Annotated in this window: 24 protein-coding genes and 6 pseudogenes; 10 read left to right on the forward strand and 20 right to left on the reverse strand. The window is 69.9% G+C overall.

The genetic code is table 11. The features are described 5' to 3' along the window. Positions 1–558 precede the first annotated feature (558 nt). Positions 559–1197, reverse strand: coding sequence for a VOC family protein (locus BBH68_RS31295; protein WP_065967152.1), 639 nt, complete (start codon positions 1195–1197; stop codon positions 559–561). A 357-nt stretch (positions 1198–1554) separates the two neighbouring features. Here BBH68_RS31295 and BBH68_RS39945 point away from each other — a divergent pair. Both BBH68_RS39945 and BBH68_RS44610 read left to right on the forward strand, forming a co-directional pair. Next, positions 1555–1932: pseudogene (locus tag BBH68_RS39945) on the forward strand (FAD-binding oxidoreductase); the annotation flags it as partial. Positions 1933–2160: 228 nt separating this feature from the next. Further along, a pseudogene (locus BBH68_RS44610) lies at positions 2161–2613 on the forward strand (FAD-linked oxidase C-terminal domain-containing protein); the annotation flags it as partial. Between the two features lie 222 nt (positions 2614–2835). Here BBH68_RS44610 and BBH68_RS31310 read toward each other — a convergent pair. The 6 genes from BBH68_RS31310 to BBH68_RS31335 all read right to left on the reverse strand — a co-directional run bounded on the left by BBH68_RS31310 (position 2836) and on the right by BBH68_RS31335 (position 9506). After that, entirely contained in the window at positions 2836–3609 is a 774-nt protein-coding gene (locus tag BBH68_RS31310) for a GntR family transcriptional regulator (protein ID WP_065967104.1), read from the reverse strand. A gap of 118 nt (positions 3610–3727) precedes the next feature. Then, complete coding sequence (locus BBH68_RS31315; RefSeq protein ID WP_065967105.1) at positions 3728–4918, reverse strand: ABC transporter substrate-binding protein; 1191 nt, start codon at positions 4916–4918, stop codon at positions 3728–3730. A gap of 37 nt (positions 4919–4955) precedes the next feature. After that, the gene (locus tag BBH68_RS31320; RefSeq protein WP_065967106.1) at positions 4956–5780 is read right to left on the reverse strand and encodes an inositol monophosphatase family protein; all 825 of its coding nucleotides are present in this window, start codon (positions 5778–5780) and stop codon (positions 4956–4958) included. An 11-nt stretch (positions 5781–5791) separates the two neighbouring features. Next, positions 5792–6655 (reverse strand): HAD family hydrolase, encoded by an 864-nt coding sequence (locus BBH68_RS31325; RefSeq protein WP_342673158.1) that lies wholly within the window; start codon positions 6653–6655, stop codon positions 5792–5794. Next, positions 6639–7745: an ABC transporter ATP-binding protein gene (locus BBH68_RS31330; protein ID WP_065967108.1), complete on the reverse strand. Its 1107-nt coding sequence runs from the start codon at positions 7743–7745 to the stop codon at positions 6639–6641. Before BBH68_RS31330 ends, BBH68_RS31325 begins: the two co-directional genes overlap by 17 nt. A gap of 3 nt (positions 7746–7748) precedes the next feature. Further along, positions 7749–9506 carry an ABC transporter permease gene (locus tag BBH68_RS31335; RefSeq protein WP_211301864.1) on the reverse strand — a complete coding sequence of 586 codons (1758 nt, stop codon included), beginning with the start codon at positions 9504–9506 and terminating at the stop codon, positions 7749–7751. Positions 9507–9898: 392 nt separating this feature from the next. Here BBH68_RS31335 and BBH68_RS31340 point away from each other — a divergent pair, with 392 nt between their 5' ends. Further along, positions 9899–11215 (forward strand): phytase, encoded by a 1317-nt coding sequence (locus BBH68_RS31340; protein ID WP_065967109.1) that lies wholly within the window; start codon positions 9899–9901, stop codon positions 11213–11215. A 265-nt stretch (positions 11216–11480) separates the two neighbouring features. Here the strand turns inward: BBH68_RS31340 and BBH68_RS31345 are convergent, their stop codons facing one another. Both BBH68_RS31345 and BBH68_RS31350 read right to left on the reverse strand, forming a co-directional pair. Continuing rightward, the gene (locus BBH68_RS31345) at positions 11481–11798 is read right to left on the reverse strand and encodes a hypothetical protein (RefSeq protein ID WP_141713098.1); all 318 of its coding nucleotides are present in this window, start codon (positions 11796–11798) and stop codon (positions 11481–11483) included. Then, positions 11795–12382: a TetR/AcrR family transcriptional regulator gene (locus tag BBH68_RS31350; protein ID WP_065967111.1), complete on the reverse strand. Its 588-nt coding sequence runs from the start codon at positions 12380–12382 to the stop codon at positions 11795–11797. Before BBH68_RS31350 ends, BBH68_RS31345 begins: the two co-directional genes overlap by 4 nt. Before the next feature lie 108 nt (positions 12383–12490). Between BBH68_RS31350 and BBH68_RS31355 the strand changes: the two genes are divergently transcribed. Further along, a complete protein-coding gene (locus BBH68_RS31355; RefSeq protein ID WP_065967112.1) occupies positions 12491–13180 on the forward strand; it encodes a nitroreductase in 690 nt (229 codons plus the stop codon). A 134-nt stretch (positions 13181–13314) separates the two neighbouring features. After that, the gene (locus BBH68_RS31360; RefSeq protein ID WP_245738399.1) at positions 13315–14232 is read left to right on the forward strand and encodes an amidohydrolase family protein; all 918 of its coding nucleotides are present in this window, start codon (positions 13315–13317) and stop codon (positions 14230–14232) included. A 288-nt stretch (positions 14233–14520) separates the two neighbouring features. Here BBH68_RS31360 and BBH68_RS31365 read toward each other — a convergent pair whose 3' ends face one another. Next, on the reverse strand, positions 14521–15171 hold the full coding sequence (locus BBH68_RS31365; RefSeq protein WP_065967113.1) for a TetR/AcrR family transcriptional regulator: 651 nt from the start codon (positions 15169–15171) through the stop codon (positions 14521–14523). Positions 15172–15266: 95 nt separating this feature from the next. On the opposite strand from BBH68_RS31365, the gene BBH68_RS31370 reads away from it, so the two are divergent. Further along, positions 15267–15635: a DoxX family protein gene (locus BBH68_RS31370; RefSeq protein ID WP_065967114.1), complete on the forward strand. Its 369-nt coding sequence runs from the start codon at positions 15267–15269 to the stop codon at positions 15633–15635. A 71-nt stretch (positions 15636–15706) separates the two neighbouring features. On the opposite strand, the gene BBH68_RS42285 is transcribed toward BBH68_RS31370, so the two are convergent. Continuing rightward, positions 15707–15853, reverse strand: coding sequence for a hypothetical protein (locus tag BBH68_RS42285; RefSeq protein ID WP_158080354.1), 147 nt, complete (start codon positions 15851–15853; stop codon positions 15707–15709). Between the two features lie 356 nt (positions 15854–16209). On the opposite strand from BBH68_RS42285, the gene BBH68_RS41640 reads away from it, so the two are divergent. Further along, a complete protein-coding gene (locus BBH68_RS41640; RefSeq protein WP_141713099.1) occupies positions 16210–16398 on the forward strand; it encodes a hypothetical protein in 189 nt (62 codons plus the stop codon). Between the two features lie 26 nt (positions 16399–16424). Here BBH68_RS41640 and BBH68_RS31375 read toward each other — a convergent pair whose 3' ends face one another. Beyond that, entirely contained in the window at positions 16425–17456 is a 1032-nt protein-coding gene (locus BBH68_RS31375; protein ID WP_065967115.1) for a protein kinase family protein, read from the reverse strand. A gap of 487 nt (positions 17457–17943) precedes the next feature. Here BBH68_RS31375 and BBH68_RS43565 point away from each other — a divergent pair, with 487 nt between their 5' ends. Continuing rightward, positions 17944–18669, forward strand: a complete 726-nt coding sequence (locus BBH68_RS43565; protein WP_281182504.1) for a DUF6232 family protein — start codon at positions 17944–17946, stop codon at positions 18667–18669. Between the two features lie 228 nt (positions 18670–18897). Here the strand turns inward: BBH68_RS43565 and BBH68_RS44615 are convergent. From BBH68_RS44615 to BBH68_RS31400, 5 genes and pseudogenes are all read right to left on the reverse strand, one after another. Further along, a pseudogene (locus BBH68_RS44615) lies at positions 18898–19224 on the reverse strand (site-specific integrase); the annotation flags it as partial. Positions 19225–19476: 252 nt separating this feature from the next. Then, positions 19477–19776, reverse strand: a complete 300-nt coding sequence (locus BBH68_RS43575) for a hypothetical protein (RefSeq protein ID WP_065967116.1) — start codon at positions 19774–19776, stop codon at positions 19477–19479. Positions 19777–19983: 207 nt separating this feature from the next. Further along, positions 19984–20253: pseudogene (locus tag BBH68_RS43580) on the reverse strand (hypothetical protein); the annotation flags it as partial. Then, positions 20160–20561, reverse strand: a pseudogene (locus BBH68_RS43585) (transposase); the annotation flags it as partial. The pseudogenes BBH68_RS43585 and BBH68_RS43580, both read right to left, overlap by 94 nt. Positions 20562–20720: 159 nt before the next feature. Beyond that, complete coding sequence (locus BBH68_RS31400) at positions 20721–21428, reverse strand: GNAT family N-acetyltransferase (RefSeq protein WP_065967118.1); 708 nt, start codon at positions 21426–21428, stop codon at positions 20721–20723. Between the two features lie 213 nt (positions 21429–21641). Here BBH68_RS31400 and BBH68_RS43590 point away from each other — a divergent pair. Beyond that, positions 21642–21823, forward strand: a pseudogene (locus BBH68_RS43590) (NF041680 family putative transposase); the annotation flags it as partial. 78 nt (positions 21824–21901) lie between these two features. Here the strand turns inward: BBH68_RS43590 and BBH68_RS31405 are convergent. The 3 genes from BBH68_RS31405 to BBH68_RS31415 form a co-directional block, all read right to left on the reverse strand. Then, complete coding sequence (locus tag BBH68_RS31405; protein ID WP_065967119.1) at positions 21902–22513, reverse strand: HAD family hydrolase; 612 nt, start codon at positions 22511–22513, stop codon at positions 21902–21904. Between the two features lie 35 nt (positions 22514–22548). After that, complete coding sequence (locus tag BBH68_RS31410) at positions 22549–23535, reverse strand: LLM class flavin-dependent oxidoreductase (protein ID WP_065967120.1); 987 nt, start codon at positions 23533–23535, stop codon at positions 22549–22551. A gap of 103 nt (positions 23536–23638) precedes the next feature. After that, on the reverse strand, positions 23639–23842 hold the full coding sequence (locus BBH68_RS31415) for a hypothetical protein (protein WP_141713100.1): 204 nt from the start codon (positions 23840–23842) through the stop codon (positions 23639–23641). A gap of 90 nt (positions 23843–23932) precedes the next feature. Between BBH68_RS31415 and BBH68_RS31420 the strand changes: the two genes are divergently transcribed. Then, entirely contained in the window at positions 23933–24694 is a 762-nt protein-coding gene (locus BBH68_RS31420; RefSeq protein ID WP_065967122.1) for a DeoR/GlpR family DNA-binding transcription regulator, read from the forward strand. Positions 24695–24714: the final 20 nt, after the last annotated feature.

The raw sequence follows: 24714 nt of genomic DNA on the forward strand, positions 1-24714 counted from the left end.
GAGCCGGGGCGGGCAGACAGTCGCGGGCAGCCACGTGCGGGGCGACAGCCGAACACGCGAAGCGGACAGGACACATCTGCCCAGGAACAGTGCAGGCCCCGCCACGAGATAAGAGCGGACGGCCAAGGTGCGTCCACTCCCCGCCCTGCCACCCCGCCAGGAAAAAACGCCACCAGCCAGCCGACCCACCGCCCTCTGCCCCTACGCGCGCGCCAACCCCACAACAACGGCCCCGGCCCGCCACGCGCCGGCCAGCAGACGGCAGACACCCAAAACCCCAACCCCCTACCGCGATCAAACACCCACAACCGGCCCACGTCGCGAGCACCAGCACCCCCAGGGGTGATGGTGCTCCCGACGGAAGACAACGGCAGCGTCTCGCGCACCTCGACCATGCGCCTTCCTCAAAGAGCGCGGACGCGGCAACGGCCCACTCGCCCAAAGTCCCGGTGCCGACCGGCCCCAGCCCGCCGCTCAAGTCCCTGGGTGCTGGTGGGTTGAGGGACGTCGGCGATGCTGATCACGCCCTGTCCCACAGACAGGACGTGTTGGCGCAGCTCAAGCCGTGGCGGTCAGCGGGGCACTCGCACTGGCCTCCCAGACGAAGCCGTCCGGATCCCGGAAGGGACCGGCAGCGCCGGAAAGTACGAGCCGGTGCGAACCCGTCCCCTCCTCGGAGACACCCACATCCTTCGCCAGAGCCCGGCGCTTGTACAAAGCGAGCTTGATGTGGCCGGGATCCGCAGCGAACTCGACGTACTTGCTGCCGTAACTCTTCCCCACACTCAGCCCCCGACCGGCATAGAACTCCTTACTGGCCTTGACATCCTCCACACCCAGCAAGAGCACCAACTCCCCGACATCACGGCTGACCGGCACTGTGTCCTTCTTCGCCGACGTCGCAACCTTCACGACCGTCCCGTCCGGGGCCTGAACCACACCCCCATAGCCCCACAACGACTTCGACGCGGACTTCACAACCCTGCCACCGGCATCCACAGCAGCATCGATGACAGCGTCAGCGTTCCCCGGCTGAGACACCACCAGCGACAACGCGAAACCACGGAAACCGGACGTAGGGTCCTGAGAAGCCCGCAGACACACGTGAGGCGAATCAGACCCAAGAACAGCGGAGTAGAAACAGGCGGCAGCCTCGATGTCGGCCACCTCAACAACAACAGAGTCGAAAGCGTTCATGACGCCCACGGTAGAAGCGACCGGATGACCAGCGCTTCTCGAAAACTGACCAGTCACCACCGGGATCGCGTCACCGCCCCACCACACACCACCCCCACACCAGCCACACCCGCCCTCGCCACAACGGCCCTCACCGCTCAGCCCGCCACCTTCACACAGCCACACGACCACACCAACTCGCCTCGCCGGCGCGATGGCTCGATGGACGGCACTCGGACCGGCACAGCCCCACTGCGCTGCAGCTCCCCGGTCTACTGCTGTCCGCCGGCACACCGCTGATGGCGCTGACGGGCACTCCGATGGCCGACAACGCCAAAGCCGGTCAGTCAGGGGCGAGCTCCCCGCCCCCGCCATGCGTACGAGGTGGCGGCGCTGCGGGCCTGCGCCCAGTGCGGCGTCCCGGTGGTCCCCAGGGCGGCAATCCCGGCCTGGTCGGTGGCGGCGTCCCCCGGCACGGTGAGGCCGTGCTCAGCACGACCCGGCTTCGCCGACCTGGAGCCGGTGGACCAGCTCTCGGGCCAGGTGACGGTGAGCACCGGCGCCACCTTGGCCGCCGTGCAGCGGCGTGTGCGGGAGGCCGGCTACGACGTCGCCGTGGACCTGGCCGCCCGCGACAGCGTCACCATCGGCGGGATGGTGGCCACCAACGCGAGCCCGCTGCTGGTGCTGCGCTGGGAGCCGATCCGCGGTCAGGCCGTGGGGCTCGAGGCGGTCCTCGCTGACGGCGGGTGCTGAATCGGCTCTCCGGGCTGCCCAAGGACAGCTCCGGCTATGACCTGACGCAGTTGCTGGTGGGCAGCGAGGGAACACTCGCGGTGATCACCCGGGTGAGGCTGCGGCTGATCTCGCTGTTCACCGACCTGGTCACCGTCCTGCTCGCCCTTCAGGACACCGCCGCTGCCCTGCGGGTGCTGGCCCTGGTACGCGGCAGGGTGCCCTCGCTGGATTCGGCCGGGATCACCTATGCGGACGGCTTGGAGCTGGTCCACAAGCACCTCCGGCTCCTCGCGCCGTTCCGAACCCGGGCTTCCTACCCGGTCCACCTGCTGCTGGAGTGCGCGGCCCAGCGGGACCCCCGACGGCCTGATCGAGGCCCTGGAGCGCAGCCCCGACTTGCTGGACTCCGCCATCGCCACCGACGAGTCGGCCCGGCACGCCCTGTGGGCGTACCGCGAGGGCCATACCGACGCCGCCAACGCCGAAGGCGTGCTGCTGAAGCTGGACGTCGCGGTCCCGCTGGACGAGCTGGCGAGCTTCGGGCAGGAGGTGCGCGGGCTGACGGCCCACCACGCGCCCGGGGCCCGGCTGGTGCTCTTCGGCCACCTCGCGGAGGGCGACTACCACGTCAACATCCTCGGCGCCGGGGACAGCGACGCTCGGTTGAGCGATGCCGTGCTGCGGGCCGTGGCCCGCCGGGGCGGCACCATCTCCGCCGAACACGGAATCGGGATCGCCAAGGCACGGTGGCTGCCCTCACCCGCGCCGCGGTCGACCTGGACCCGGCCGCCGTCACCAAACGTGCTTGGAGTCCGGACGCGCTGCTCCACCCGGGCGTGCTCTCCTCGACGGACCCCGCCTGAGCCTTGGGGGATGCCGGACGGCGCTCTGCCGCCACGAAGTGCGGAGGGCGCCGCTGCGCTACTCGGGTACCTCCGCGAGCAGCACGCCGCGCATGTGGAAGTGGGTGGGGTGGTAGTAGTTCTCGGAGAAGTTGATGTAGTTGTCGTCGATGTCGTAGGCCCAGCGGTGTTCCCGCAGCAGCGGTGTGCCTTCGGCGATGTCGAGGAGTTCGGCTTCGTGGGGTGTGGCGAGCCAGGCGCTGACCTCGTACTCGATGCGGCGGGTGTGGTGGCCGCGGCCTCTCATGACGGCGTCCAGGCTGGAGTCGCGCAGACGCTCGGCGTCGAAGTCGGCGAGGGCCCGGGGCAGGTGATTGCCGAGGAGCGCGATCGGTGTGTCGCCGGCCAGGCGGAGCCGGTCCAGGGCCACCAGCTCCGTACCGACGGGGAAGCCGGTGCGCTCGGAGAGGGCTTTGTCGGCGGTGACCGTCTGCCAGGAGATGAGGCGGGTGGCGGGGTCCCGGTGCGCCGACTTCAGATCGGCGTACAGGCTGGGGCTCGTCAGCGAGGAGTAGTCGAGTGTGGGGGCCTTGCTGATTCGAGTTCCGACGCCGGGGACGCGGCTGAGGATGCCCCTGTCGATGAGCTGCTCGGCGGCACGGCGGACGGTGGTGCGGCCGACGCCGAAGGCGTGGCAGAGTTCCGGTTCCGGTGGCAGGAACTGGCCGGGATGAATGACGTTGCGCCGTAGCGCGTCTTCGATCTGGTGCACGACCTGGGTGTAGAGCGGTATTCCGCTGCTGTGGATGACAGGACGGAAGCACTGGGAGAATTCGATGCGTTCGTCGGCCACGCTGAGTCTCGTCCTTCCCCGGGGCGTCACTGGGTGGTACCCGGCGCCGGGTTGGATGGTAGCAGGCAGTGAGCACCGGGTCGGCGGTGCTCACAGCCTGCGGGACGGGTGATGTGCGTCAGTGGTGGGAGGTGCGCCAGAAGTCCTCCCAGTCGGACTTGGTCCGGTAGTCACTGAGCAGGTCGGTGGCGCGCAACGGGGCCATCTGCTTGAGGTAGTTCTTGATGTGTGAGGGGTCGTTGGGTGGTGGGACCTTCGCGTTGGTGGAGGGCTTGCCGTCGGCGAGCTGGAGGGCGAAGCCCTCCTGGGTGAGCATGTAGTGGATGTAGAGCTTGGCGGTGTTGGGGCTCTTGGTCTTGGCCGCGTAGGCGATCGCCGACGGGAATGCCTGGAGGGCGTTGGGTTTCATGCCGTCGCAGATGGCCAGGTGGTAGCCCTTCTGGGCGACGTTGCGGAACTTTGCCATCGATATCGGGCCGAAGCTCGGGGTCTTCTGACCCGGCGCGCCGACGGCCTCGGAGACCTCCTCGTCGGTCTGCGTGATCTTTGGTTGGTTCGCTGCGAATCGCTTGAGCCATTCGTGCGCCGCGTCCGGCTGGTCGGTGGACAGGTCGGTGCCGTACTGCTGCTTGTAGGCGGCGCGCAGCGCGTCGTCGTCGTTGCGGGCGAGGGAGTTGAACCAGTACGGGTACTTGGGGTTGCTGAGCGGGTCCGCGATGGCGACGCGACCGGCGAAGTCGGGGTCGGTGAGCTGCCAGATGTTGGACACCGGGCAGTGGGAGTAGGTCTTGTTGTTGTAGACCCAGCCCATGGGCCCGTAGTGGACGGTCAGGGGGTACCGGTCCTCGGGTTTGATCGAGTCCTTGAGGTCGCCGGGCACCCAGTTGACCAGCACGCCACGCTGGAGCAGTTCCACGGCGTAGGTGGGCAGGTCTTCGTTGATGACGACGTCTCCGATGACGTTGCCGGACTGGTTCTCGCGCAGGACTTTGTCGATGGCCCCGAGTTCGACCTTCACGCCCGTGGCCTTGAGGCCGTACTTCTTGGAGAACGCCTTGGCGGTGTCGACGACCTTGCCCGTCTGGTCGTAGACGGTGATGCCGGGCTCGGTCCTCGCGGCCGCGATCAGCGCGTCGAGGTCGAAGCCCTCGGCGGTCTCGTCGGGCTGGGTGCTCTTCTGCGCCAGGGGGGTGGCGGAGGACTCGGTACCGGTGGCCGGGGGTGGGGCGCAGGCGGCGAGCGCGGTGAACAGCGCCGCGCCGGTCACGGCGGCGGCGAGGCGTCCGACTCTTGATCTGGGCGTGTGCATGGAATCTCCTTGTTCTGGAGCGACCCGGTGGCTGGGCTCAGGCGGAGCGCAGCCGGGATCCTTCGTGCATGGTGCGGGTGATCAGCGGGAAGTCGGCGTCGGCGACGTGGCCGAAATAGTCGGGGGCCAGGAAGTCTCCGTGGGCGGGTTGCTCCACTCCGTCGATGTAGGCGTGGTAGCTGCCGCCGGCGAGTTTCAGCAGGAGGCTGCCCGCGGCGACGTCCCAGGCGTTGGTACCGAAGTTGAAGGTGGCGTCGGCCCAGCCGGCGGCGACATGGGCCAGGCACAGGGCGCCGCTGCTGGTGTTGCGCACAGCGGAGAAACCGCGCACCAGCGCACCGTAGCGGCGCAGGCTGAACTCCTCGTCGGCGGCGAGGTCGGCGGGCATCGGATAGTGGGCGAGGACGGTGGCCTGGTCACTGACGCCGAACCCGCGGGCGTGGATGGGTTTCCCGCCGAGGCGGGCGCCGGTGTCGTCCGCGGTGAACAGGTTGTCCTGTACGGGGTCGTAGATGACTCCGGCGATCACCTCGCCGTCGACGACAGCGGCGATGGACACACACCAGAACGCGATGCCCCGGGCGAAGTTGGAGGTGCCGTCGATCGGGTCGATGTACCAGGTGGGATCGGCTCCGGCACGGAGCCCATCTTCCTCGCCGACGACGGCGGAGCCGGGGAAGTCCTCTTCGATGATCTCGCGGATACGGGCTTCGGCGGCCCGGTCGTACTTGGTCACGACGTCGTGGAAGTCGGCCTTGAGGTCGATGTTCATGTCGTGCCGGAACCCGCTGAGCAGCATCGGAGCCACATCCAGGGCGGCGCGCCGCGCGGTGGCGGAGCAGCGGGCGGACAGCGAGGGCATAAGGGCGATCCTCATCGGGTCGTATGGAGTCCCCCGCCACGTGATGTGGTGGGGGCGTGCAGAGCGGCGCACAACAGGGCGTGCAGACCGGCGGGGTCGCCGACGGTGTGGTCGGGTTCGGGCCCGCCGCCCGGTGCCGGCTCAGTGCGACGTGAGCGCATCAGGATGGTGGTCCCGGCACCGGCGCGGCGGCCGCAGACGACGTCGCGCCGATAGGTGTCCCCGACGTACCAGGTGGCGCCCGGGGGGACACCGGCGACGCCGATGGCGTCGAGGAGCAACCGTGGGTCGGGCTTGCGGATGCCGACTTCGTCGCTGAACGACAGGGCACGGAAGTAGCCGGTCAGGCCGGCCCGGTCCAGGACGCTGCGGTAGGCCGGTCCGGAGATGGTGTTGCTGACGACGCCGACGGCGATCCCGGCGCGGGTGCACTCGACGAGCAGCTCGCGGATGCCGTCGCGTACTGCGCGCTCCTCCCATACCAGGCAGAGTTCGGCGGTGAGGTCGGCGCGGTTCCGGGTGATGTGGTCGAGCAGTGGTCTGCCCCATGTGGGACGGGACAGCTCGGCCCACAGCTCGCTTTGGCTGAGTTCGGCGCCGCCGAGGGTGCTGTCCTTCCAGGAGTCGTGGCGGGCGCGGCCTTCGGCGAGATCGGTGGCGACCTGCTCGACGGTGGGCAGGGCGGTGCCGGGGGGCAGGCTGTGGCGCGCGTGGCCGAGCAGGCGGGTGGCGAAGCGCGCCGCCCATCCGGGAGCGGGAAGGGTCTCGACGATCACGCCCCCCATGTCGAGGGCGAGCAGTCGCGGCTGCGGCAGTCCCGGTCGCGGCTGCGTTTGTGGTCGCGGTCGCGGGCGCGGCTCAGGAGAGACCGACACGTTCGCCCTCCGTGTCGAAGACGTGGACCTCGTGCGCCGCCACGCGCAACCGTACGTCGTCCCCGGGTCGGCAGGTCGGCGGGACGGATGTGGTGGCGAACAGATGCCGGCCGTCCGCGACAGCTTCGATGGTCCAGCTGCCTCCGGTCGGCAGGATGGCGAAGATGGAGGCGTCGATCGTCAGGGCGTCGGGGGCCGGGGCCTGGGAGGGCGGCTCGATCCGGATGGATTCGGGGCGGATGCCGATCGAGCCGGGGACAGCCGTGGCGCCGTGCAGGCGGGTTTCCGCGAAACGGTGGGCCGCGGCGATGTGCGGGGCGGGCTCGTCGTCGGTGAACTCGATGATGTTGATCGGGGGGTTGCCGAGGAAACCGGCGACGAAACGGTTGCGGGGCCGGTCGTAGATGTCCGTAGGGGTTCCGATCTGCTGGAGCCGACCGTCGGCCAGCACCGCGATGCGGGTGGCCAGCGTCATCGCCTCCCACTGGTCGTGGGTGACGAACACGATGGTCGAGCGGAAGTCCTGGTGGATGCGCTTGAGTTCGGTGCGCATCTCCAGGCGCAGCCGCGAGTCGAGGTTGGACAGCGGTTCGTCCAGCAGCATCACACCGGGGTTGACGGCCAGCATGCGGGCCAACGCGACCCGCTGCTGCTGGCCGCCGGAGAGCTGGGAGGGGTAGCGGTCGGCGAAGCGGCCGATGCCCATCACGTTCATGACCTCGTCGGCGCGGCTGCTGCGCTCGGCCCGGCCGACCTTGCGCAGCCGCAGGCCGTACTCGGTGTTCTGCCGGATGGTCATGTGCGGCCACAGCGCGTAGCTCTGGAAGACCAGGCCCATCTCGCGCCGTTCGGGGGCGACGAACACGCCCTGCTCGACCGAGTCGAGCACACGGTCGCCGACCGAGATGGAGCCGCCGGTGGGCTGTTCCAGGCCGGCGATCATCCGCAGCGTGGTCGTCTTGCCGCAGCCGGACGGGCCGAGCATGCACATGAAGTCGCCGTCGTTCACGGTGAGATCAAGGCTGTCGACCGCGCTGGCGGTGCTGCCCGGGTAGCGCTTGCTGATGCCCTGGAGCCGGATCGTCGGCATCTGTCACCCACCTAGTCCCCGACCGAGGTCGGTCTTCATCGTTTTCTGGATGGCATAGGTGCCGCCGAAGGCGACGGCGGAGACGACGAGGACCACGCCGTTGGCCGCCTGTGTGTAGCCGTACTCGACAAGCCTGATCGCGAAGGTGGTGAGCACGTCCATGCCGGGGACCGCGAGGATCACCACCAGGCTCAGGCTGCGGACACCGGCGATGAACGGCATCAGCACACCGGTCGCCAGAGCGCGTTTCTGGATCGGCAGCACGACATGGGCCATGCGTCGCCACCAGCCGGCTCCCGCGACCTGGGCGGCCTCCTCCGGCTCGGGACCGAGCTGCATCATCGACGAGATTCCGGCCCGGGTGGCGAACGGCATCTGCTCGACCATGTAGATCAGCACCAGGAGGGTGCTGGTGCCGTACAGGGCCGGGATCGGTCCGCGGTCCACCGCGAACAGCGACAGGTACGCCACCGCGAAGGCGATGCCGGGCACGAGGTAGGGCAGGAAGGTCAGTTGCCGCAGTGTGGTACCGAGCAGCCGGCTGGGGGAACGGACGACCACGTAGCCGACGAGCTGGCCGAGCACACCGGCGGCTACCGCGGCGAGTCCGACGATCCAGAAGGTGTTCCAGACCGCCGACCACACGGCCCCACTGACCAGAACGCCGTCGGTGAAGGCCGGCGTGTCCAGCCCGTGGCCGACCCAGTAGTCGAGGGTGAAGTTGTCCGCGGAGAAGTCCGCCGGCCGGCGCATGACCGTGGAGAGCGCCAGCACCCCCAGGGGCACCACGACACTCAGTACGAACGCCAGGCCGCACAACGCGGTGGCGGGTACCCGCCACCGGCCCAGTGCGCGGGTGCGGTCCATCGCCCCCTTCCCCCCGATGGTGACGAAGCGCCGGGCCTCCTTCAGGAAGTGCACGTCAACCCAGAGCGAGAGCAGCCCGATCAGGATGATCGCACCGGCGATGACGGCGGCGGCGCCGTCCTCCCGGGTGGATATGCTGCGGTACAGCGAGGTCGCCAGGACGTTGAAGTCCGTGGGCAGACCCAGGATGTAGGTCACGCCGAACTCACCGAGCACCTTGGCCAGGATCAGCGTCGCGGCCGACACGAGGGCTGGGCGCATCAGCGGCACCACCACGGTGCGCACCACCGTGCCGTAGCCCGCGCCGAGCATCCGGGCGGAGTCCTCGAGCTGCGGGTCCAGGCGTTTGAGGGCATTGCCCAGCAGCAGGATGACGAACGGCGTGAAGTACAGCGTGAAGATGATCGTGATCGGCACGCCGCCGTATGCCAGCCAGTCCGGCGGAGTGACCCCGATGGACTCCAGCCATCCGGGCTGGCCGCCCGCAGTGCGGTTCTTGAAGATGGTCGTCCAGGCGAGCGCGAACGCCCACGTCGGCAGCATGTAGGGCACGATGAGCGCGGTGCTGAACCAGCGCCTGCCCCACAGGTCGGTGCGCGTGATCAGCCACGCCAACACCCCGCCCAGGATCAGCGAGAACACCACCGAGCAGGTGCTCACCAGGAGCGTGTGCACCAGCGGACGCCAGAACAGGTCGGCGGCCACCGGCGACAGGAACACCCGCCACAGGTAGTAGGAGGTCGGTGACCCCTCCTGCTGCTGCACGACGACCGTGTCCTTCGGGCTCACGGTGAAGCCCTGCACCAGCATGGTGACGATCGGCACCGCGATCAGATAGCCGAAGAGGATCAGGGCGAGCACCCCGATCGCCGTGGTGGGCCGGCGAAGCCCCACCCGCAATCCATAGCGCAGAGCGCGTCCGCCACGCCCGGGCGGCGGAAGGGGAGGGACGACCGGCGTAGTCGTCTCTGCCGTGGCGGCGCGCGGTGGCGCCTGGGCCTGTCTGTTCACAGCGACGTCCTCGTCTCACTGCACTTGTCAGGACATCTCTTTTTAGAGATGTCCCGTACCGTCGCAGAGGCCCCCTGGCGTGTCAATACCTGCTCGGGCAAAGAGAACGCGCACCTGCGGCCACCCGGCAGGGCGATGGGGACCCGGGCCCGCCCCGACCCGGCGCCCACCCGGCACAACTGAGGGATATTGCGGCATTCGTGATCGCTTCAATACGATTCCTGCGCGCAATCCCCAATATCTGCTCGGCGTCCCCATTCCTACCAAGGAGTAATGTGAGCGCCTCAGCTCTCAGCGCCCTGACCGCACTCACCACCGCGTTCACCCTGGCGACCGGGCCCGTGGCACCGGTGACCGTCACAGCCGCCGTGGAGACTCCCGCGGTGTACGACGACGAGGCCGGTGGCCACGCCGACGCCGACGATCCGGCCGTGTGGGTCGACCCCGACGCCCCGGGCCGCAGCATCGTCATCGGCACACTGAAGGAGGCCGGCCTCGACGTCTACGGACTCGACGGCCGGCGCCTGCAGCACATTGCGGCGCCCCTGGCACCGGGCGAGGACGCCAAGCCCGGCCGTTTCAACAACGTCGACATCGTCTACGGCTTCGAGTTGGACGGCCGGAAGACCGATCTGGCGCTCGTCAGCGACCGGGGTCGGGACCGCGTCCGCGCCTTCGCCATCGACCCGGCCGCCGTCGCGGCCGGCAAGCCGCCGCTGAAGGACGTCACCTCCGGCGACGCCGCTCCCGTGTTCGCCGCGGACGAGGCCGAGGTGGACGACCAGCGCACCTCCTACGGCCTGTCCGCCTTCAGCAAGGACGACCACGCCTACGTGGTGGTGTCACAGCGCGAGGAGACCCGCCTGCGCCTGCTGCGGCTGAAGGACCGCGACGGGCGCGTCGGCTACGAGACCGAGGACACCCTCGACCTCCCTGGCACCTTCACCCTGCCCAACGGCAAGGCGTGGACCCCGTGTGCGGACCCCGGTGAGCACCCCCAGGTCGAGGGCATGGCCGTCGACCAGGAACAGCACGTTCTGTACGCCGCCCAGGAGCGGGTCGGCCTGTGGCGCGTCGACCTGGACGACGGGGAGTTCGAGGACCCGGAACTGGTCGACCGCGTACGTGAGTACGGAACGCCGTGGACGTACGACACCGAAGAGGAGGAGTGCGTCCTCGACACGGCCCACGACCCCGGTTTCGGCGGTGAGAACCTGCGAGCCGACGCCGAGGGCGTCACCGTCTACCACGCCGAGGACGGCACCGGGTACGTCCTGGCCTCCAGCCAGGGCGACAACACCTTCGCCGTGTACGAGCGCGACGGCGACAACGACTACGTCGGCTCCTTCCGCATCGGCGACGGCGCGGTCGACGGCGTGCAGCACTCGGACGGCTCCACCGTGGTCAACGTCCCCCTGGGCCGCGCGTTTCCCAAGGGCCTGCTGATCGCCCACGACGGTGAGGCCACCCCCGCCGACGGCGACCGGGCCGGTACCGGCTTCAAGTTCGTCCGGTGGGACGCCCTCGCGAGCGCCTTCCCCGAACCGCTGACCGTCGACACCGAGTCCTTCGATCCCCGCGACGCGAACTGACCGCCTGACCTCCGGCGGGATCCGGCTCGGTGGCGAGGCCACCGAGCCGGACGCAATCAATGGACTTGGCTCCGGCGCGCGAACCCCACGTCCTAGGAGGCGGCCGACGCTTCCCGGGCAGCGGTCCGTTCGGCCGTGCCGCCACCACCGGTGCGCCCTCCGCCGTGCGGGGACCGCGCGCCGGAGCGGTCGGTTTCGAACTTCCCGTCCCGTAGTTCGAAGCACTCGGGCAGCGAGCAGCCGATCGCCGGGGTGACCAGCAGGCTTACCGCGACGGGTGCGGGGTCGGTGCTCGCCGTCGAGAACTCGCAGATGGCCCCCGCCCGGTGACCGGGAACCAGAACCAACTGTCCACCGCGCCGACCCGTACCTGGTCCGACAGCACAAGCCGCCCGTGCTGCCCGACGAAGACCTTCAGCCGGACGGTGGCTCTCAGCGGGGCGGCGGTGGAGCGGATGGCGGTCAGGGTGAACTTGACGCCCTCGTCCGCGTCCAGGACCGAGGACGCGATCTGCCTGGTCTCGGCCTCCTTCCCGCCGCCCACTCCCCCGCGGCGGGGTGCGGCCGGAGGCAGACGGGTCACCCCGCGAGGGCGTGCGCGAGAAGGGTCTCCGCTGCTGTCCGTGCGTGCCGGCCGTAGTCCGCTTCGCCCAGCACCATGGCCCGGCTGGCCGCCCCGTCCGCGAGGGTGACCAGCTGTTCGGCGAGTGCGGCCGGCTCGCGGCAGCCCAGCTCCGTCACCAGTGCGGTGACCAGCTCCACCATCCGCAGTTTCTGCTCGCGGGCGTAGGAGTGGACCGCGCTGTCCGGGTCGGGGAACTCCGCCGCCGCATCGATGAACGGGCACCCGCGCACCGGTGCCGCCTCCGGCACGGGCTGGTCGAACAGCCCGAGGATCCGCTCCCGCGGAGGGATGTCCTCGCGGGTCAGCACGCTCTCCAGGGTCGCCCCCGACGAGGCGAGGTCCTGGAGGTGGGCGATCACCAGGTCGCTCTTGGTCCGGAAATGCACGTAGAGCGTCCGCTTGGACACCGGTGCCGCCTCCGCGACCTGCTCCATACCGGTCGCGTTGATCCCCTGGACCGCGAACAGCCGGGCGGCGGCGGCCAGGATGCGCTCCCGCCCGCCACGCCCGCGCCCCCCGGAGGCCGTAGTCGTCGCGCTCATGCACCAAGTATACACCTGCGTTTACCTCGGCGGGCGGCGTCTGCTAGGGTCCGCCACATCCGCAAGGTAAACGGATTCGTTTACATCGTTGCTGTCGAGGAGTGATCCATGAGCCTGCCGGCCCCCACCGAACTGAGCGGCTGCGCGGAGAAGCTAATACGCGGCCGTCATGCGACCCGAGCGTTCCGTCCGGACGCCGTGCCCGAGGACACGATGCGCGCGATCTTCTCGCTGGCCGGCGCCGCGCCGTCCAACTCCAACGCGCAGCCGTGGCGGGTGGAGGTGGTCAGCGGCACCGCGCGGGAGCGACTGGCGGACGCCTTGCAGGCGGCACACGCCGCACACCGCACCTCGGTGGACTTCCCGTATTCCGAGGACATGTACACGCAGGTGCACAAGGCCCGCCGGGCGGCGTTCGGCGCCCGCCTGTACGGAGCACTGGGCATCAGCCCCCACGATCACCAGGCACGGGCGGCCTACGACGCGCAGAGCCTGCGCTTCTACGGCGCGCCGCACGCCGCGTTCCTGTTCGTCACCGGAGACGGCGGGCCCCGGCTCGCCGCCGACGTCGGCGCCTACATGCAGACACTGCTCCTGGCGATGACCGCATACGGCGTGGCGAGCTGCCCGCAGGGACTGCTGAGCTTCCACGCCGACACCGTCCGCACCGAACTCGCAGTCAGCACAGGGCGACTGCTCGTCGGCATCTCCTTCGGCTACGCCGACGAGGCCGCGCCCGTGAACCACATCACAACCGAACGGGCTCCACTCGAAGAAGTCACCACCTTCCACGACTGAGGTCAATGCCGGTGACTTCGCTGGGTGGTGGCCTACTTCGCGCCGGCCATGTGCCTGTTCTCGGGGCAGGGCTACGAGGAAGTGGCCCGGTTGCCGACGCAGGGGCTGGAGCGGGTGCGACGGTGGGAGAAGCCGTGGCGGTGCCGACGACGGCGGCGATCGGCCGGGCCCGGCGCAGGCTGGGGCCGGCGCAGGCTGGGGCCGGAGCCTTCGGCACTGTCTTCGGCGTACCGGACACCGCAGCCAACGGCTCGTTCTTCGGCGGGCCGGGCTCGACGGTCTTCAGCGACAACCCCTGGGCGCGCGAACGCTTCACGGGAGAGGTCGACAGCGTGCAGCAGATCCGCGACCTGGTGCACCACCTCGCTGACCGCAAGGTGGACGCGATCAAACTCCTGTCGGAAGGCGCGTGCGCACAATCCGGCGGGCCGAAGTACCTCTGGCGTAATCCCGCCTTTCCGGATGGTGTCGAGTTGGAACGGCTTCCCCTCCCTCTCCTCAGGGCGGGTATCGAGACGGCGCACGACCGGGGCCTTCGGGTGACCGTCCACACCACCCAGCAAGCCGCGGCACGCGAGGCGATCGAGGCCGGAGCGGACGGCCTGGAGCACGGTGTCACCATCGAGCCCCTCACCGACCACTCGCTCATCGACCTGATGCTCGAACACGACATCACCTACACACCCACCCTGTGGATCGACGATGCCCACCCGGACGCCCGTCACAATCTCAAAAAGGTCGCCGACGCCGGCGTGCACATCGCGCTGGGCAGCGACACGTTCAGCGGTCGGGGCCTGTTCGGAGCCAACACCCTGGAAGAGGCCCGACTCATGGTGGCGGCCGGGATGACACCCACCCAGGTCCTGGCCGCGGGCACCAGCGGCGCGTCACGGCAGTGCGTCCGCCCCCACCTCGGCACGGTGGCCCCCGGCAAACGCGCCGACCTGCTCGTACTGAACACCGACCCCACAGCGGACATCGGCAACCTCCGCGACCTCAACACGGTGATCCTCAACGGCGAACTCGTCATCGACAAGCGCCAGGTGTACTGATCACGGGCCCTGTCAACGCCGGCCGGGCTTGATCATGGCGTAGGCCTCCGGTGCCGTGGAGCCGTCCAGGAACACACCGCACACCGCACGCAGGTCCTCGCGTCCCACCGTAAATGCCCGGCTGACCGTTCACGGCAGGCGGCTGCTGATCGAGCACTCGGTCGCATCCCCGACGGCGGAGGCCGGCGCGTCCACGGCTGGACCGCCCCGCGGTCGGCGTCTCCCAGGCCCGCGGTTCCTCCCGGGTCAGGAGCTGCCCCGGAAAACGCCTGCTCGCAGGGGCTTCGATCAGCGACGCGGCCGCGCCGCGAGCATCGCGTCGTGAAGCTCTTCGGGGCCGGGAACGGGCGGCAGCGGCGACGCCGGCGCCTCAGGGCGGCAGGAGTCGAGCAGCAGGGCGACCAGGCGCTGCCAGGCGCCGGGGGCGACGTGGCGGGTGGAGGACAGAACACCGGTGTTGGCCATCAGGAACAGGATGACGTCACTGCTGGTGATCTCGGGGCGCAGGCGGTGTTGTTGCTGCGCGCGGCGGATCAGGGCATCCAGGGCCTCTATGGCGCGGGAGCGTGGCTCTTCCATGGCCGGTGAGTCGGGAAAGCAGGCGGTAAAGGCCTCGGTGACGGCGCGGTCGGCGGCCTGCATGGCGCAGATCCGCTCAACGAAGCCCTTGAAGCCTTCCCAAGGGTCGGGGTTGAGCATCGCCTCCTCGGCGAGGCGGGCCAGGTCGGTCATGCGGTCGGTCAGCACCGCCTCGATCAGGGCCTCCCGGTCGGGGAAACGCCGGTAGAGCGTGGCGATGTTGACTTCCGCCTGCCGCGCGACGTCCTCCAGGGGCGCGCCCAGTCCCCGCTCGGCGAACACGGTACGGGCAGCCGCCATGATGCGCTGCCGGTTGGCCTCAGCGTCCCTGCGCAGCCTTCGGCCCTGCTCGGATCCCATGGCCTGGATTCTACAAGTGAAGGTGGTGCTGCGGTTTCTGGTAGCTTGAGCCCAACAAACCGCAGGGTTCCCTTCACTTATGAAACGAGTGTGCCGTGCCCGTCGTTCTGTGGGTCGCCCAGGCCCTCCTCGCCGCACTGTTCACCGCCGCGGGCGGGATGAAGCTGGCCATGTCCCCGGACGCCATGGCCCCCCTCATGCCGTGGGTCGTGGACTTCCGCCCCGCAACAATCAAAGCGATCGGAGCACTGGAAGTACTCGGCGCGGTGGGGCTCATCCTCCCCCGCGCCACGAACATCGCCCCGGCACTCACACCAGCCGCCGCGGCCGGCCTCGCCGTCATCATGGCCGGCGGCGCGGTCGTGCACGTCACCCGAGGTGAATACCCCCACGGCATCGGCAACATCACCGTGCTCCTGATGGCTGCGCTGACCGCCTGGGGAACACTTCGCTCCCTCCCCTGATCCCTCACATCCCTCAGGACACCGGGATGGCCGAGTCACGTCCGCTGGAGTGGCCGCATGAGCGGCAACACTCACAGGACGAGTTCGGCCACCAGAGTCAGCCTGGTGGTCAGCTGCCCGGCCGACCACGTGAGTACGCCGCCGGACCGTGCGGCGGCGGTGCGCAACCGCTCCCGCCACCTGCGCACCGGCGGCGAGCCGTACCCCGCGCCGGACACCCTCACCGTGTCCGACGACCAGACAACGGAGACCGGCGGTCCGGCCGGCAGGCCAGACGATCGCACCCCCGGGCGTCGGCGACCCCGCCCGCCCCTCCCCCGCCGACACCCCCGCCCGGCGCCACCGCCACGCACAGACGGGCGATCGCCGAACCGCCCCCGACGATGTCCCCCGGCGGCACCACGTCCATGTCCCAGCCCGGCCGCCCGCAGCTCACAGGCCACCATCCCGGCAGTCCCCCGCTCCTGCCCCGGCCCTTCGGGACGCGGGTGGTACCGCGTCCTCCCAGACCACGACCAACCTGCACCTGCTCGGCGAACCGGTCGAGGAGGGCGGGTTCGGCGACGAGCAGCTCATGAGAATCGTGATGCTCCAGGCCCGCCTCGGACGGCGGATCAGCGAGGTCCGGATGCTCGACCGTGACCCGCTGTCCGCGCTGAACCAGCTCACCCGGCCCGCCGAGCAGGACGCCGTCGACGGCGCCTCCGTCGCCAGGCTGCGTTACCAGCAGACGAAGATCGAGCAGGCGGGCGCGACGTCCTGACGGCGACCTTCTGCCGAAGTCCGGCCTCAATGGGGCGTCGCGACCGCAGTGGTGCGCCAGGCCTGCGCGACCTCGGCGGCCGGGAATGGCGTCCGCTTGCTCTCGGTGAGCAGACGACGGGCGAATTCACCGAAGACCACGGCAGCTCGGGAATGCCGGTCGGTGATCGCGGCGATCTCGCGCGGGACACCATCGGGCCGGTGGCCGGCGATCCACTCGCTCAGGAACACCTCGTGTTCCATATCGCCGCGCAGACCGTCGGGCAGATGGTGGCGGAGCAAATGGCTCGCAGTGTGGCAGCGGTCATACGCGAGATGGTTGGAGAGGAACTCCTCCTCAGTTGCTGACAGTTCGAAGCCGGAACTCAGGGCGAGTCCGAAGTCCGCGAAGTACAGCAGCCGACCGTCGGTCAGAACACTGGCGAAGTGGGCGTCGAAGTGGACGAGTCCGTGCGAGCTCATGAAGGCGGTGCCGCGCGCCAGGGCTTCCTCCACCCACAGGTACGGCGAGCCCTCCCCGCCCTTCGGCGCGGCGGTCCGGTACTCGTGCAGCCAGTCGGCGAGTGTCTGCGGGACGTGTTCCAAGAAAAGCACCAGACTGGACGAAGACCGGCCGATGGCCTCCAGACGCTCGCGCACGGCCGATGAACCCTCCCAGTGCAAGACCGCCCCGTCGATGCCCCCGAACTCGTCGGCGAACCCTTCGGGAGGGGCGTCGGGCAGGATGCGACAGTGGTACATCAGTGGAAAGCCCTCGTACTCGTTCCCGAGGACCCAGTTGGTGGTCATGACGTGCACGGCCAGCTCTCGCCAGGCCCCGAACCCCGCTGAGCCCACCCCGTACTGGTAGAACAGCGGCAGTCCGAGTAGGTTCGCCGTCGACCGCACGTTCTCCGCCCGCAACTCGGTGTCCGTCAGGGGCACCCGCTTGACGAACACCCGCGTGCCACCGATGTCCAGCTCCGCCGACCTTCCGCCGATGCCGGACCCGAGCGGGTCGGCGGCGGCCACGACCTCACCAAGCCGACGGTCACTCAGAAGGGACAGGCGCGTGGCCACGGTCCCATACGTGGCGAGCCGCTCGGCATAAGGCGGTCCGGACGGTGCATCAACGACTCCTCGGTGCCCAGAACCAGGGCTTCGGCGATCTCGCGGACCCGGTCGAGCCTATCCGCCGGGGCTGTCGAAGGAGCAGGTACGCGAAGTCGCCCGCCTCTCCCCGTTCGTGCGGCAGCACCTCCACATGCTGGGCCGGTACTCGTTCCAACTTCCCGACCTTCCCGGCGGTCTGCGGCCGCTGGGGGACCCGGACGTTGCCGACGACGAGTGACGATGACATTGGCCGTATCTCGTCTGCCGTCCCACGACCCCACAAAGGCTTAATGATGCTCCCGCGCCACGCACTGCGCGGATGGTTGTGACAACAGCACGAGGGACCATGGATCACACAGACGGCATCGGCGTACCACCTCCCGGGACACCTCCCGGGCCTCCGCCACAGATTCCGCCCCGGCCCCCGTCTCAGCCGCCGCAGCCGCCTCCTCAGATGCCGCCGCCTCCCCGCAGGGGAAAGCCGGTGGAACTCCGGGTCCAGCGGGGAATCCTGTGGGTGGGTTGGGCGGCGGTTCCGGTGCGCAATATCAGCTGGGTCGAAGTGTTCAAGTCGAAGCCCGACTGGGGCAAGGCCGGCGTCTACTTCCTGCCGTTGGTGGTCTTCGCCTTCTTGGTCTCCGCCCGGCTCGACCTCACGGACGGGGGCGGCTGGGTCGGTGGCCCTGTCCTGAGCGTCCTGACCCTGTTCAACCTGGTCGTTGTCTGCGCCGTCCTGCTCCGGTCGAGAAAGCCGGTGCTGGTCGTTGGGTCGGTCGCCGGGCAGATCGTGTACGCGATCGACCACCCGGAATACGAGTTCTTCGCCGTCCTGTACAACACCACGAACAACTTCGGTTCCGTCGTCAACATGAACGGCGGCAAGGGAAACACGGGGATCAACCACGGCACCGTCGTCCACAACGACGGCACCGCTCAGGACACCGAGCTGCGGGCCGCCGTGACAGACCTCACCCGCCTCCTCCAGGACCTGCGCCCGGAGCTCACCCCGGACCAGGCCCAGACCCTGGAGGACGCGCTGCCCGCGCTCACCCCCGACCGGGCCGCCCTCCGTGAGCGCGGCATGATCCTGGCGTCCGTCTCACAGATCGCGGCGACCGTGGGCGAGGTGGGCAGGCCCGTCGTGGAGGCGCTGGGGCGGCTGCTCGCGCTGCTGGGCTGACGGGCCTGCCCTGGTGGGTACGGTCATGGCCTACGCCGTAGGCAAAGCAGCGAACCCGGGCCTTGAGACAGCGGCCGAGTTCCCACGGCGTCCCCGGCCTGTAGAGCCTCACCGTCTGCTGTCCCCCGGCGCGAGCAGACTCGTGACCTCGGCGATCGCCTCCGCCGAGGTGCGTGAGGCTCGAATGCCGGTACTCGTGAAGGTCCCGGCCCGTGCCCGGCGCCCCGCCGACCGCGGTGTGGGCGTCGAGCAGGGCACGGGCCCTGCTGTGAGCCGCTTCACCCAGGCCGGGACCGCCGGGCCGTCATAGCCGCGCTCGGCACACCAGCCCAGCCACGACAGCACGGAGGCCCGGCGGGCGTTCCACGCGTTGACCGCGGAGGTGCCTCACAGCAGTTCGAGAGTCTCGTCGATCTCGTCGTCCGCGACCGTGGCGAGCGGACGGGCCTCGTCGAGGCGTTCGGCGGTCTTGCCGACGCCGATGCCGTACGAACGGAGGGTGTGCGGGTTGTCGAGCGAGTCGAGGAACACGTCCGCCGCTGTACGGACGGTCAACCCCTTCCCGGCGGAGGACAGCTGCACGGCCGAGGGCCCGCCGCCAACAGGCCGCGGGCCCTCCCCGTGCCAGGGGGAGCCGAGTCGATTCTTGAGCCGCGTCCCGCGCGGCCCAACCGCCCTTGCCGCGGCACTTTTCCGACCCGGTCACCCCACCGGCTCCGCCGCCGACTCCGTCGTGACCGTCCCGATCACACCTCATGCATCACGGATCGATCTTGGGCGGAAGTACCAAGGTATCTCCGAGACCATTCAGCAGACCGCAGTCCTGTCGTAGTTCCCGGTGATGCCCTCGTAGGTGTAGACGTCCCAGTCCCCGGGCGCGAGGGTGTAGCAGCGGCTGTCGGGCGCCAGGCTGACGATGACCTGGACCCGCATCGTGTTGCGGCAGGTGTTCTCGAGGTAGACGCTGAAGCCCTCGATGGTGCCGCTGACGCTGCGGATGACGCAGGCGGGCGCGGTCCCCCCTGCTGCCTGTGCCGGGCTGGCAGCGAATCCGCCGGCGAGCGCGGCGGTGGCCGCGCCGACGGCGAGTGCACGTCGGATGTTCATGTAGTGCCTCCTGATCGATCCGATTCCTGAGGTCAGGGCTTCGCGGCCTTCAGGATGTCCGAGAGCGATGGCACTCGGCCTTGTCATTCCGCGCAGGGTGGTTGCCGATTCGCGCACGCCTTGGGCGGGAGGTGTCTGTAGTCCCGGCGGAGGGATCCCGTAGGTGGCGCGGAAGAGGCGGCTGAAGTGGGTGGGGTTGTGGAAGCCCCAGAGTTCGGCGATGGCCTGGATCGGGCGGGCGTTCAGGAGGGGATTGGCCAGGTCGAGGCGGCAGCGTTCCAGACGGCGGTGGCCTATCCAGGCGGCCGGTGACGAACTCGCTGCCGTGTTCGGGCGGTCGACCGCCCTTGGGGTCGTAGACCCGTGGCGGTGTCGGGCGGCGCCCAGCCTGGCATCATCTGGTGCTTGGCGTCGCCGCGGCCGTAGGTGTGGCAGAACGAGCGGTCCGGGCAGGTGGCGGCATCCGGCCGCAGCCATGGGGAGACGTCCACGGCCTGGACGAGTCGGTCGTCCGCTGCCTTCGGCAGCACCAGGCTCGCTGGAGTCCGGCGCAGCCGGTCCACCTCAATGCGGCCATGGTTCAGCGCGCCATGGAGAGATCCGTGACCGCGGCGGGGTTCGGGCGCCAGCGCCAGGTCCACCAGCGTCTTCACCGGGCCGTCCGTGCACAGCAATGCGTCCACCAGCTCGAGCAGCGCATCCCCCCGTCCGCTCAGGCACTCGTAGAACTCCGCGCGGAAGCGTGACAGCGTCGCGAACGCCTCACGCGCATCCGGCTGTCGCAGCACACTCGTCTCATGGGCCCCGGTCTGATCACGCGCATCCTTGGTCGGAGCACGGGATCAGGCCGGGTCCACCGCACCGTCCGGCGAATGCCCAGGTGAGCGACCAAGTTCGAGTCCGATTTCGGACCGGGGCGTGAAACGTCGAGCTGAGCTTGTCTTTCAACGTGCGGTCCAGATCCAGCCCAGTGGGGTGAGGCCGAGTGCCCGGGCGACGGATTGGGAGGCGTGGTTGTCTGCGGTGGTGCTGTAGAAGAGCACGGTCTTGTTGCGGTGCTCACGCCGGGACCAGGCGGCTACGACGGTCGGTGCGAGGCGCTTGCCGCGGAAGTCGGGGCGGGTCCAGATGCCCGCCTCTGCGGCGGTGGCGTTCGACGCGGGTGTGAAGCAGATCGACACCGGCTCTCGTTCGTGGACGGCCATGGCCCACTCACCCATGCGCCCGTTGATCAGTTCGTTCCACTCGTCGGGCTGCCAGTTGTCCGGCCGGATCAGGTGTTGGGCGGTGCGCTGGCCGTCGGCGGTGGAGACGATGATCGGCAGCGGGGCTGGGTCTGGGACGGCGAGACGGTCCGGGAAGACGAAACACGGGCCGCCCTCGACGGACACCGTCCGGTCGTCAAGGGATGCGACCAGGCAGTGAAGTGCATCGGGTGGACGACCGGGGCTGTACTCCTGCTCCATGCCGTCGAGGGAGTCGGGGAGCGCGAGTCCGGGCGAGAGTGCCAGGAGACGTGCGTGAGGGGACCATGCCCACACCGCGAGCAGGGAAGGATCTCTGAGGGCTGCGTGCGGGGTGTCCGGGTCCGGCGCGAGGCCGTAGTTCGCGTCGATCTCCAGGGCCAGCAGGCGTCCTTCGTCCCAACTCATGGCAAGAGGCTAGCTTCGCTGGACGGTCCGGGCAGAAGAGTTTCCTCGAAGGAGACAGCGGTGCGGCCCTGGTGTGATGATGTGTGCTGTCGAGACGCTGATGATCGACCAAGGCCGTGAGAGTGCCGACGGGCCGGTGAGGTCCCTGGTCGGGCCGGCTCTTGGCCCCAGAACACCGCCGTGGGCACGGTGCGTTCCATGCGGGCCTGAATCAGGCTCCGCAGCCCCGAGGCCGCCGACCGGTGGACCCGGCTCGTCGTCGCCGCCCACACCAGCTCCGACTCGCCCGCCCGCTGGTCCAGGACTTAAGACACCCCTGGGAGAACCCGGCCCCGCCGGACCGGCTCACCCCAGCCCGAGTCCGGCGGGGGTTCAGGAACATCCGTCCGACAGCCGCCTCCCTCCATCACCTTGATGAAGACGAAGGAGTCTCCGTCCTGTCGGGGAGCGTCGGGGAGCGCCGCTCCTCGGGTTCACAGCCACGCGTCGACGGCGGCTGCGAGGTCGTCCTGGCCGTCGAAGACGTGCCCGTTCATGCCGATGGCCCGCGCCGCGCGGACGTTCTCCTCGCGATCGTCGACGAAGAGGAAGTCGGCGGGCGCGGCGCGCAGGGCGACGACGCAGTGCTGGAAGCCGGCCGGGTCGGGCTTGGCCGCGCCGATCTTCCCGGAGAACGCCACGTGGTCGAGGTCGTGCAGCCAGGACTGGGCGGCGAGGAAGGCGTCCGTGTGGTCCGCCGGGATGTTGGACAGCAGGGCGACCCGGGCGCGGTCCCGCAGGGTCCACACGTAGGCGACCATGCGGTCGTCGACGCGGGACCAGCTGTCGATGTCAGTGAGCCGCAGCTCCTCGATCGTGCCGGCGTCGGCGGGGCGGGACAGCGCGTGCAGTACGTGGGTCCAGTACGCGGACGCGGTGTGCCGGCCGGCGTCGTAGGGCGGGCGATGGGTCCAGTAGGCCGTGGTGAAGGCGTCGAGGGAGGTGTGGCAGCGGGCGGCCATCTTCTCCAGCGCGCCCGGGCGCTGGTGGCGGGCGATGACCCCGAAGAGGTCGAAGAGCACGATGCGGCGGCGGTCGGGGGCCATGAGGCTCGGTTCCCTTGGGTCTCGGGGCGTCGGGTTCAGTGCCGGTCGGGCAGGGCGCGGGCGAGGGAGGTGAGGGCGGCCAGGGTGTCGGGGCCCGCCGGGGCGAGCACGACGCTGGTCGCGCCGGCCGCATGGCGGGCGTCGATCGCGGCGCGGACCTGGGCGGGGGTGCCGGCGATGCTCAGCTCGCGGACCCAGGCGGCGGGCATCGTCCGGGCGAAGTGCCCGGCGTCGGGGCTGGCGGCGCGGTGTGTGCGCAGGTCCTCGGCGAAGGGCAGGGGCGCGATGTGCGCGGCCCACTCCGGCTCGCCGACCGACTCCAGGACGGCGCGGACGCGGGCCAGGGCGGCTTCCTCGTCGTCGTCGACGGCCGCGGCGTCGTAGACGACGATCTCCCGAGGCTTCGCGGAGGCGCCCAGGTTGCGCAGGGAGGCGGTGATGTAAGCGGGTGCGGCGGGCTCGGCCAAGAGGAGTCCGTCGGCGACCTCACCCGCGGCTTCCTGCGACTTGGGGCCGCGGACGCCCAGGACGACCGGGGGCACGATGTCCGGGATCTCGGTGAGGACGACGCCTTCGCAGCGCACGTACCGGCCGTTCGCCGGGCCAGGCTCACCCGCGATGAGCAGTCGCAGCGCTCTCGCGTACTCCTTGATCAGCGTCAGGGGGCTGGCGGGCCAGGATCCGGCCTGCCGCATCCAGCCGGGCATGCCATGGCCGACGCCCGCGATGAGCCGGCCGGGGTGGAGCTGGGCGAGGGTGGCCAGTTCCATCGCGGCGAAGCCCACGTTGCGGGCGCCGGCGGGCATGATGCCGATCCCGACGGTGAGGTTCGTGGTGGTGGCCAGGACGGTGGCGGCCTGGGCGACACCGCCGCGCCAGCCGAGGTCCTCCACTACCCAGACCTGGTCGAACCCCAGTTCCTCGGCACGCCGGGCGAAGGGCAGTACATCGCCGACGGGGAGATCGCGGGGCAGCATGACACCGACCCGGCCACGGGCGGGCAGGGCGAGGGACTCGGACATCGGGGGCTCCTTCGGTCGGCTGAGGGCTTTCCTCCCGGCCCTGATGACCGGGGAGGAGAGAGGTGGTGCGGCACGGTTGTCACGGACCGTGCCGCACAAGCGGTCAGTGGTCGCGGGCCGCCATCTCGCACGGGCGGGGGTGGTTGGCGGCCGTCTCGGCCCGGCGGGTGCGGTCGGCCGTTGTCTCCGTCTCCGCCTGGCGGATGAGGTCGGGTCCGGTGCGCACCACCCACGTCCCCGGCAAGGTGCCGTACAGGACGAAGGAGACATAGGTCGCCACGCGGGCGGCTCGCAGGGCACGTTCCACACCGACCAGCGTAACGAACATTTCGAGCGTTTGGAGACTACGCAAACGAACAGATTCGTTGTTCATTTCACGGTGGTGTTCAATCGCGGTATGAGCAACGCAGACCGGCACGGGCTGATCGCGAAGGTCGTCAGGGACTCCGGGGGTGCCACGGTCCAGGAACTCGCGGAGCTGACCGGCGCCTCGGAGATGACCATCCGGCGCGACCTCGACACCCTCGCCGCCCAGGGCGTCCTCGAACGCGTCCGCGGCGGGGCGCGCACCTTGCTGCTCCGGGGCGAGGAGCCCCCGTTCGCGCTGCGCGCCCGCGAGGCGATCGACGCCAAACACCGGATCGCCGCCGCCGTCTCCGCACTCGTCGCCGACGGCGAGACCGTCCTGCTGGACAGCGGCACCACCTGTCTGGAGGTGGCCCGGCTCCTGCGCGAGCGGCCCGTCACCGTGATGCCCCTGTCCCTGCAGGCCATCCACCTGCTCGCCGAGACTCCCGGCCCGGCCACCCTGGTCGTGCCCGGCGGCCAGCCCCGCGTCGCCGAGGGGGCCCTCACCGGCCCCCTCACCCTCGCCTCCCTGGCCGCTCTGCGCTTCGACACCGCCGTCGTCGGCTGCTGCGGGCTGACCGCGGCCGACGGCCTGACCGCCTACGACCTCGACGACGCCGCGGTGAAGAAGGCGGGCATCGCCTCCGCCCGCCGTGTCATCGCCGCCGCCGACGGCAGCAAGCTCGGCCACACCGCCTACGCCTACGTCGGCCCCGCCGCCCTCGTGCACACTCTCGTCACCGACGCCTCCGCGGCCGCCGACGAGGTCACCGCACTCGAAGCCGGCGGAACCGTCGTCCGGACCGTGTGAGAGACCGGCACGGCTCGCTC

It is taken from the genome of Streptomyces sparsogenes, from assembly GCF_001704635.1.
In the GTDB taxonomy this organism is placed as follows: Bacteria; Actinomycetota; Actinomycetes; order Streptomycetales; family Streptomycetaceae; genus Streptomyces; species Streptomyces sparsogenes.

What these genes read in the sequence shown, in the direction of transcription:
- BBH68_RS31365 (WP_065967113.1), bottom strand. Translation starts at nt 15,171, where the DNA reads ATGGGATCCGAGCAGGGCCGAAGGCTGCGCAGGGACGCTGAGGCCAAC.
- BBH68_RS31420 (WP_065967122.1), top strand. Translation starts at nt 23,933, where the DNA reads ATGAGCAACGCAGACCGGCACGGGCTGATCGCGAAGGTCGTCAGGGAC.
- BBH68_RS31410 (WP_065967120.1), bottom strand. Translation starts at nt 23,535, where the DNA reads ATGTCCGAGTCCCTCGCCCTGCCCGCCCGTGGCCGGGTCGGTGTCATG.
- BBH68_RS31350 (WP_065967111.1), bottom strand. Translation starts at nt 12,382, where the DNA reads ATGAGCGCGACGACTACGGCCTCCGGGGGGCGCGGGCGTGGCGGGCGG.
- BBH68_RS31405 (WP_065967119.1), bottom strand. Translation starts at nt 22,513, where the DNA reads ATGGCCCCCGACCGCCGCCGCATCGTGCTCTTCGACCTCTTCGGGGTC.
- BBH68_RS31355 (WP_065967112.1), top strand. Translation starts at nt 12,491, where the DNA reads ATGAGCCTGCCGGCCCCCACCGAACTGAGCGGCTGCGCGGAGAAGCTA.
- BBH68_RS41640 (WP_141713099.1), top strand. Translation starts at nt 16,210, where the DNA reads ATGAGAATCGTGATGCTCCAGGCCCGCCTCGGACGGCGGATCAGCGAG.
- BBH68_RS31295 (WP_065967152.1), bottom strand. Translation starts at nt 1,197, where the DNA reads ATGAACGCTTTCGACTCTGTTGTTGTTGAGGTGGCCGACATCGAGGCT.
- BBH68_RS43565 (WP_281182504.1), top strand. Translation starts at nt 17,944, where the DNA reads ATGCCGCCGCCTCCCCGCAGGGGAAAGCCGGTGGAACTCCGGGTCCAG.
- BBH68_RS31320 (WP_065967106.1), bottom strand. Translation starts at nt 5,780, where the DNA reads ATGCCCTCGCTGTCCGCCCGCTGCTCCGCCACCGCGCGGCGCGCCGCC.
- BBH68_RS31400 (WP_065967118.1), bottom strand. Translation starts at nt 21,428, where the DNA reads ATGAGTTGGGACGAAGGACGCCTGCTGGCCCTGGAGATCGACGCGAAC.
- BBH68_RS31315 (WP_065967105.1), bottom strand. Translation starts at nt 4,918, where the DNA reads ATGCACACGCCCAGATCAAGAGTCGGACGCCTCGCCGCCGCCGTGACC.
- BBH68_RS31330 (WP_065967108.1), bottom strand. Translation starts at nt 7,745, where the DNA reads ATGCCGACGATCCGGCTCCAGGGCATCAGCAAGCGCTACCCGGGCAGC.
- BBH68_RS43575 (WP_065967116.1), bottom strand. Translation starts at nt 19,776, where the DNA reads ATGAACATCCGACGTGCACTCGCCGTCGGCGCGGCCACCGCCGCGCTC.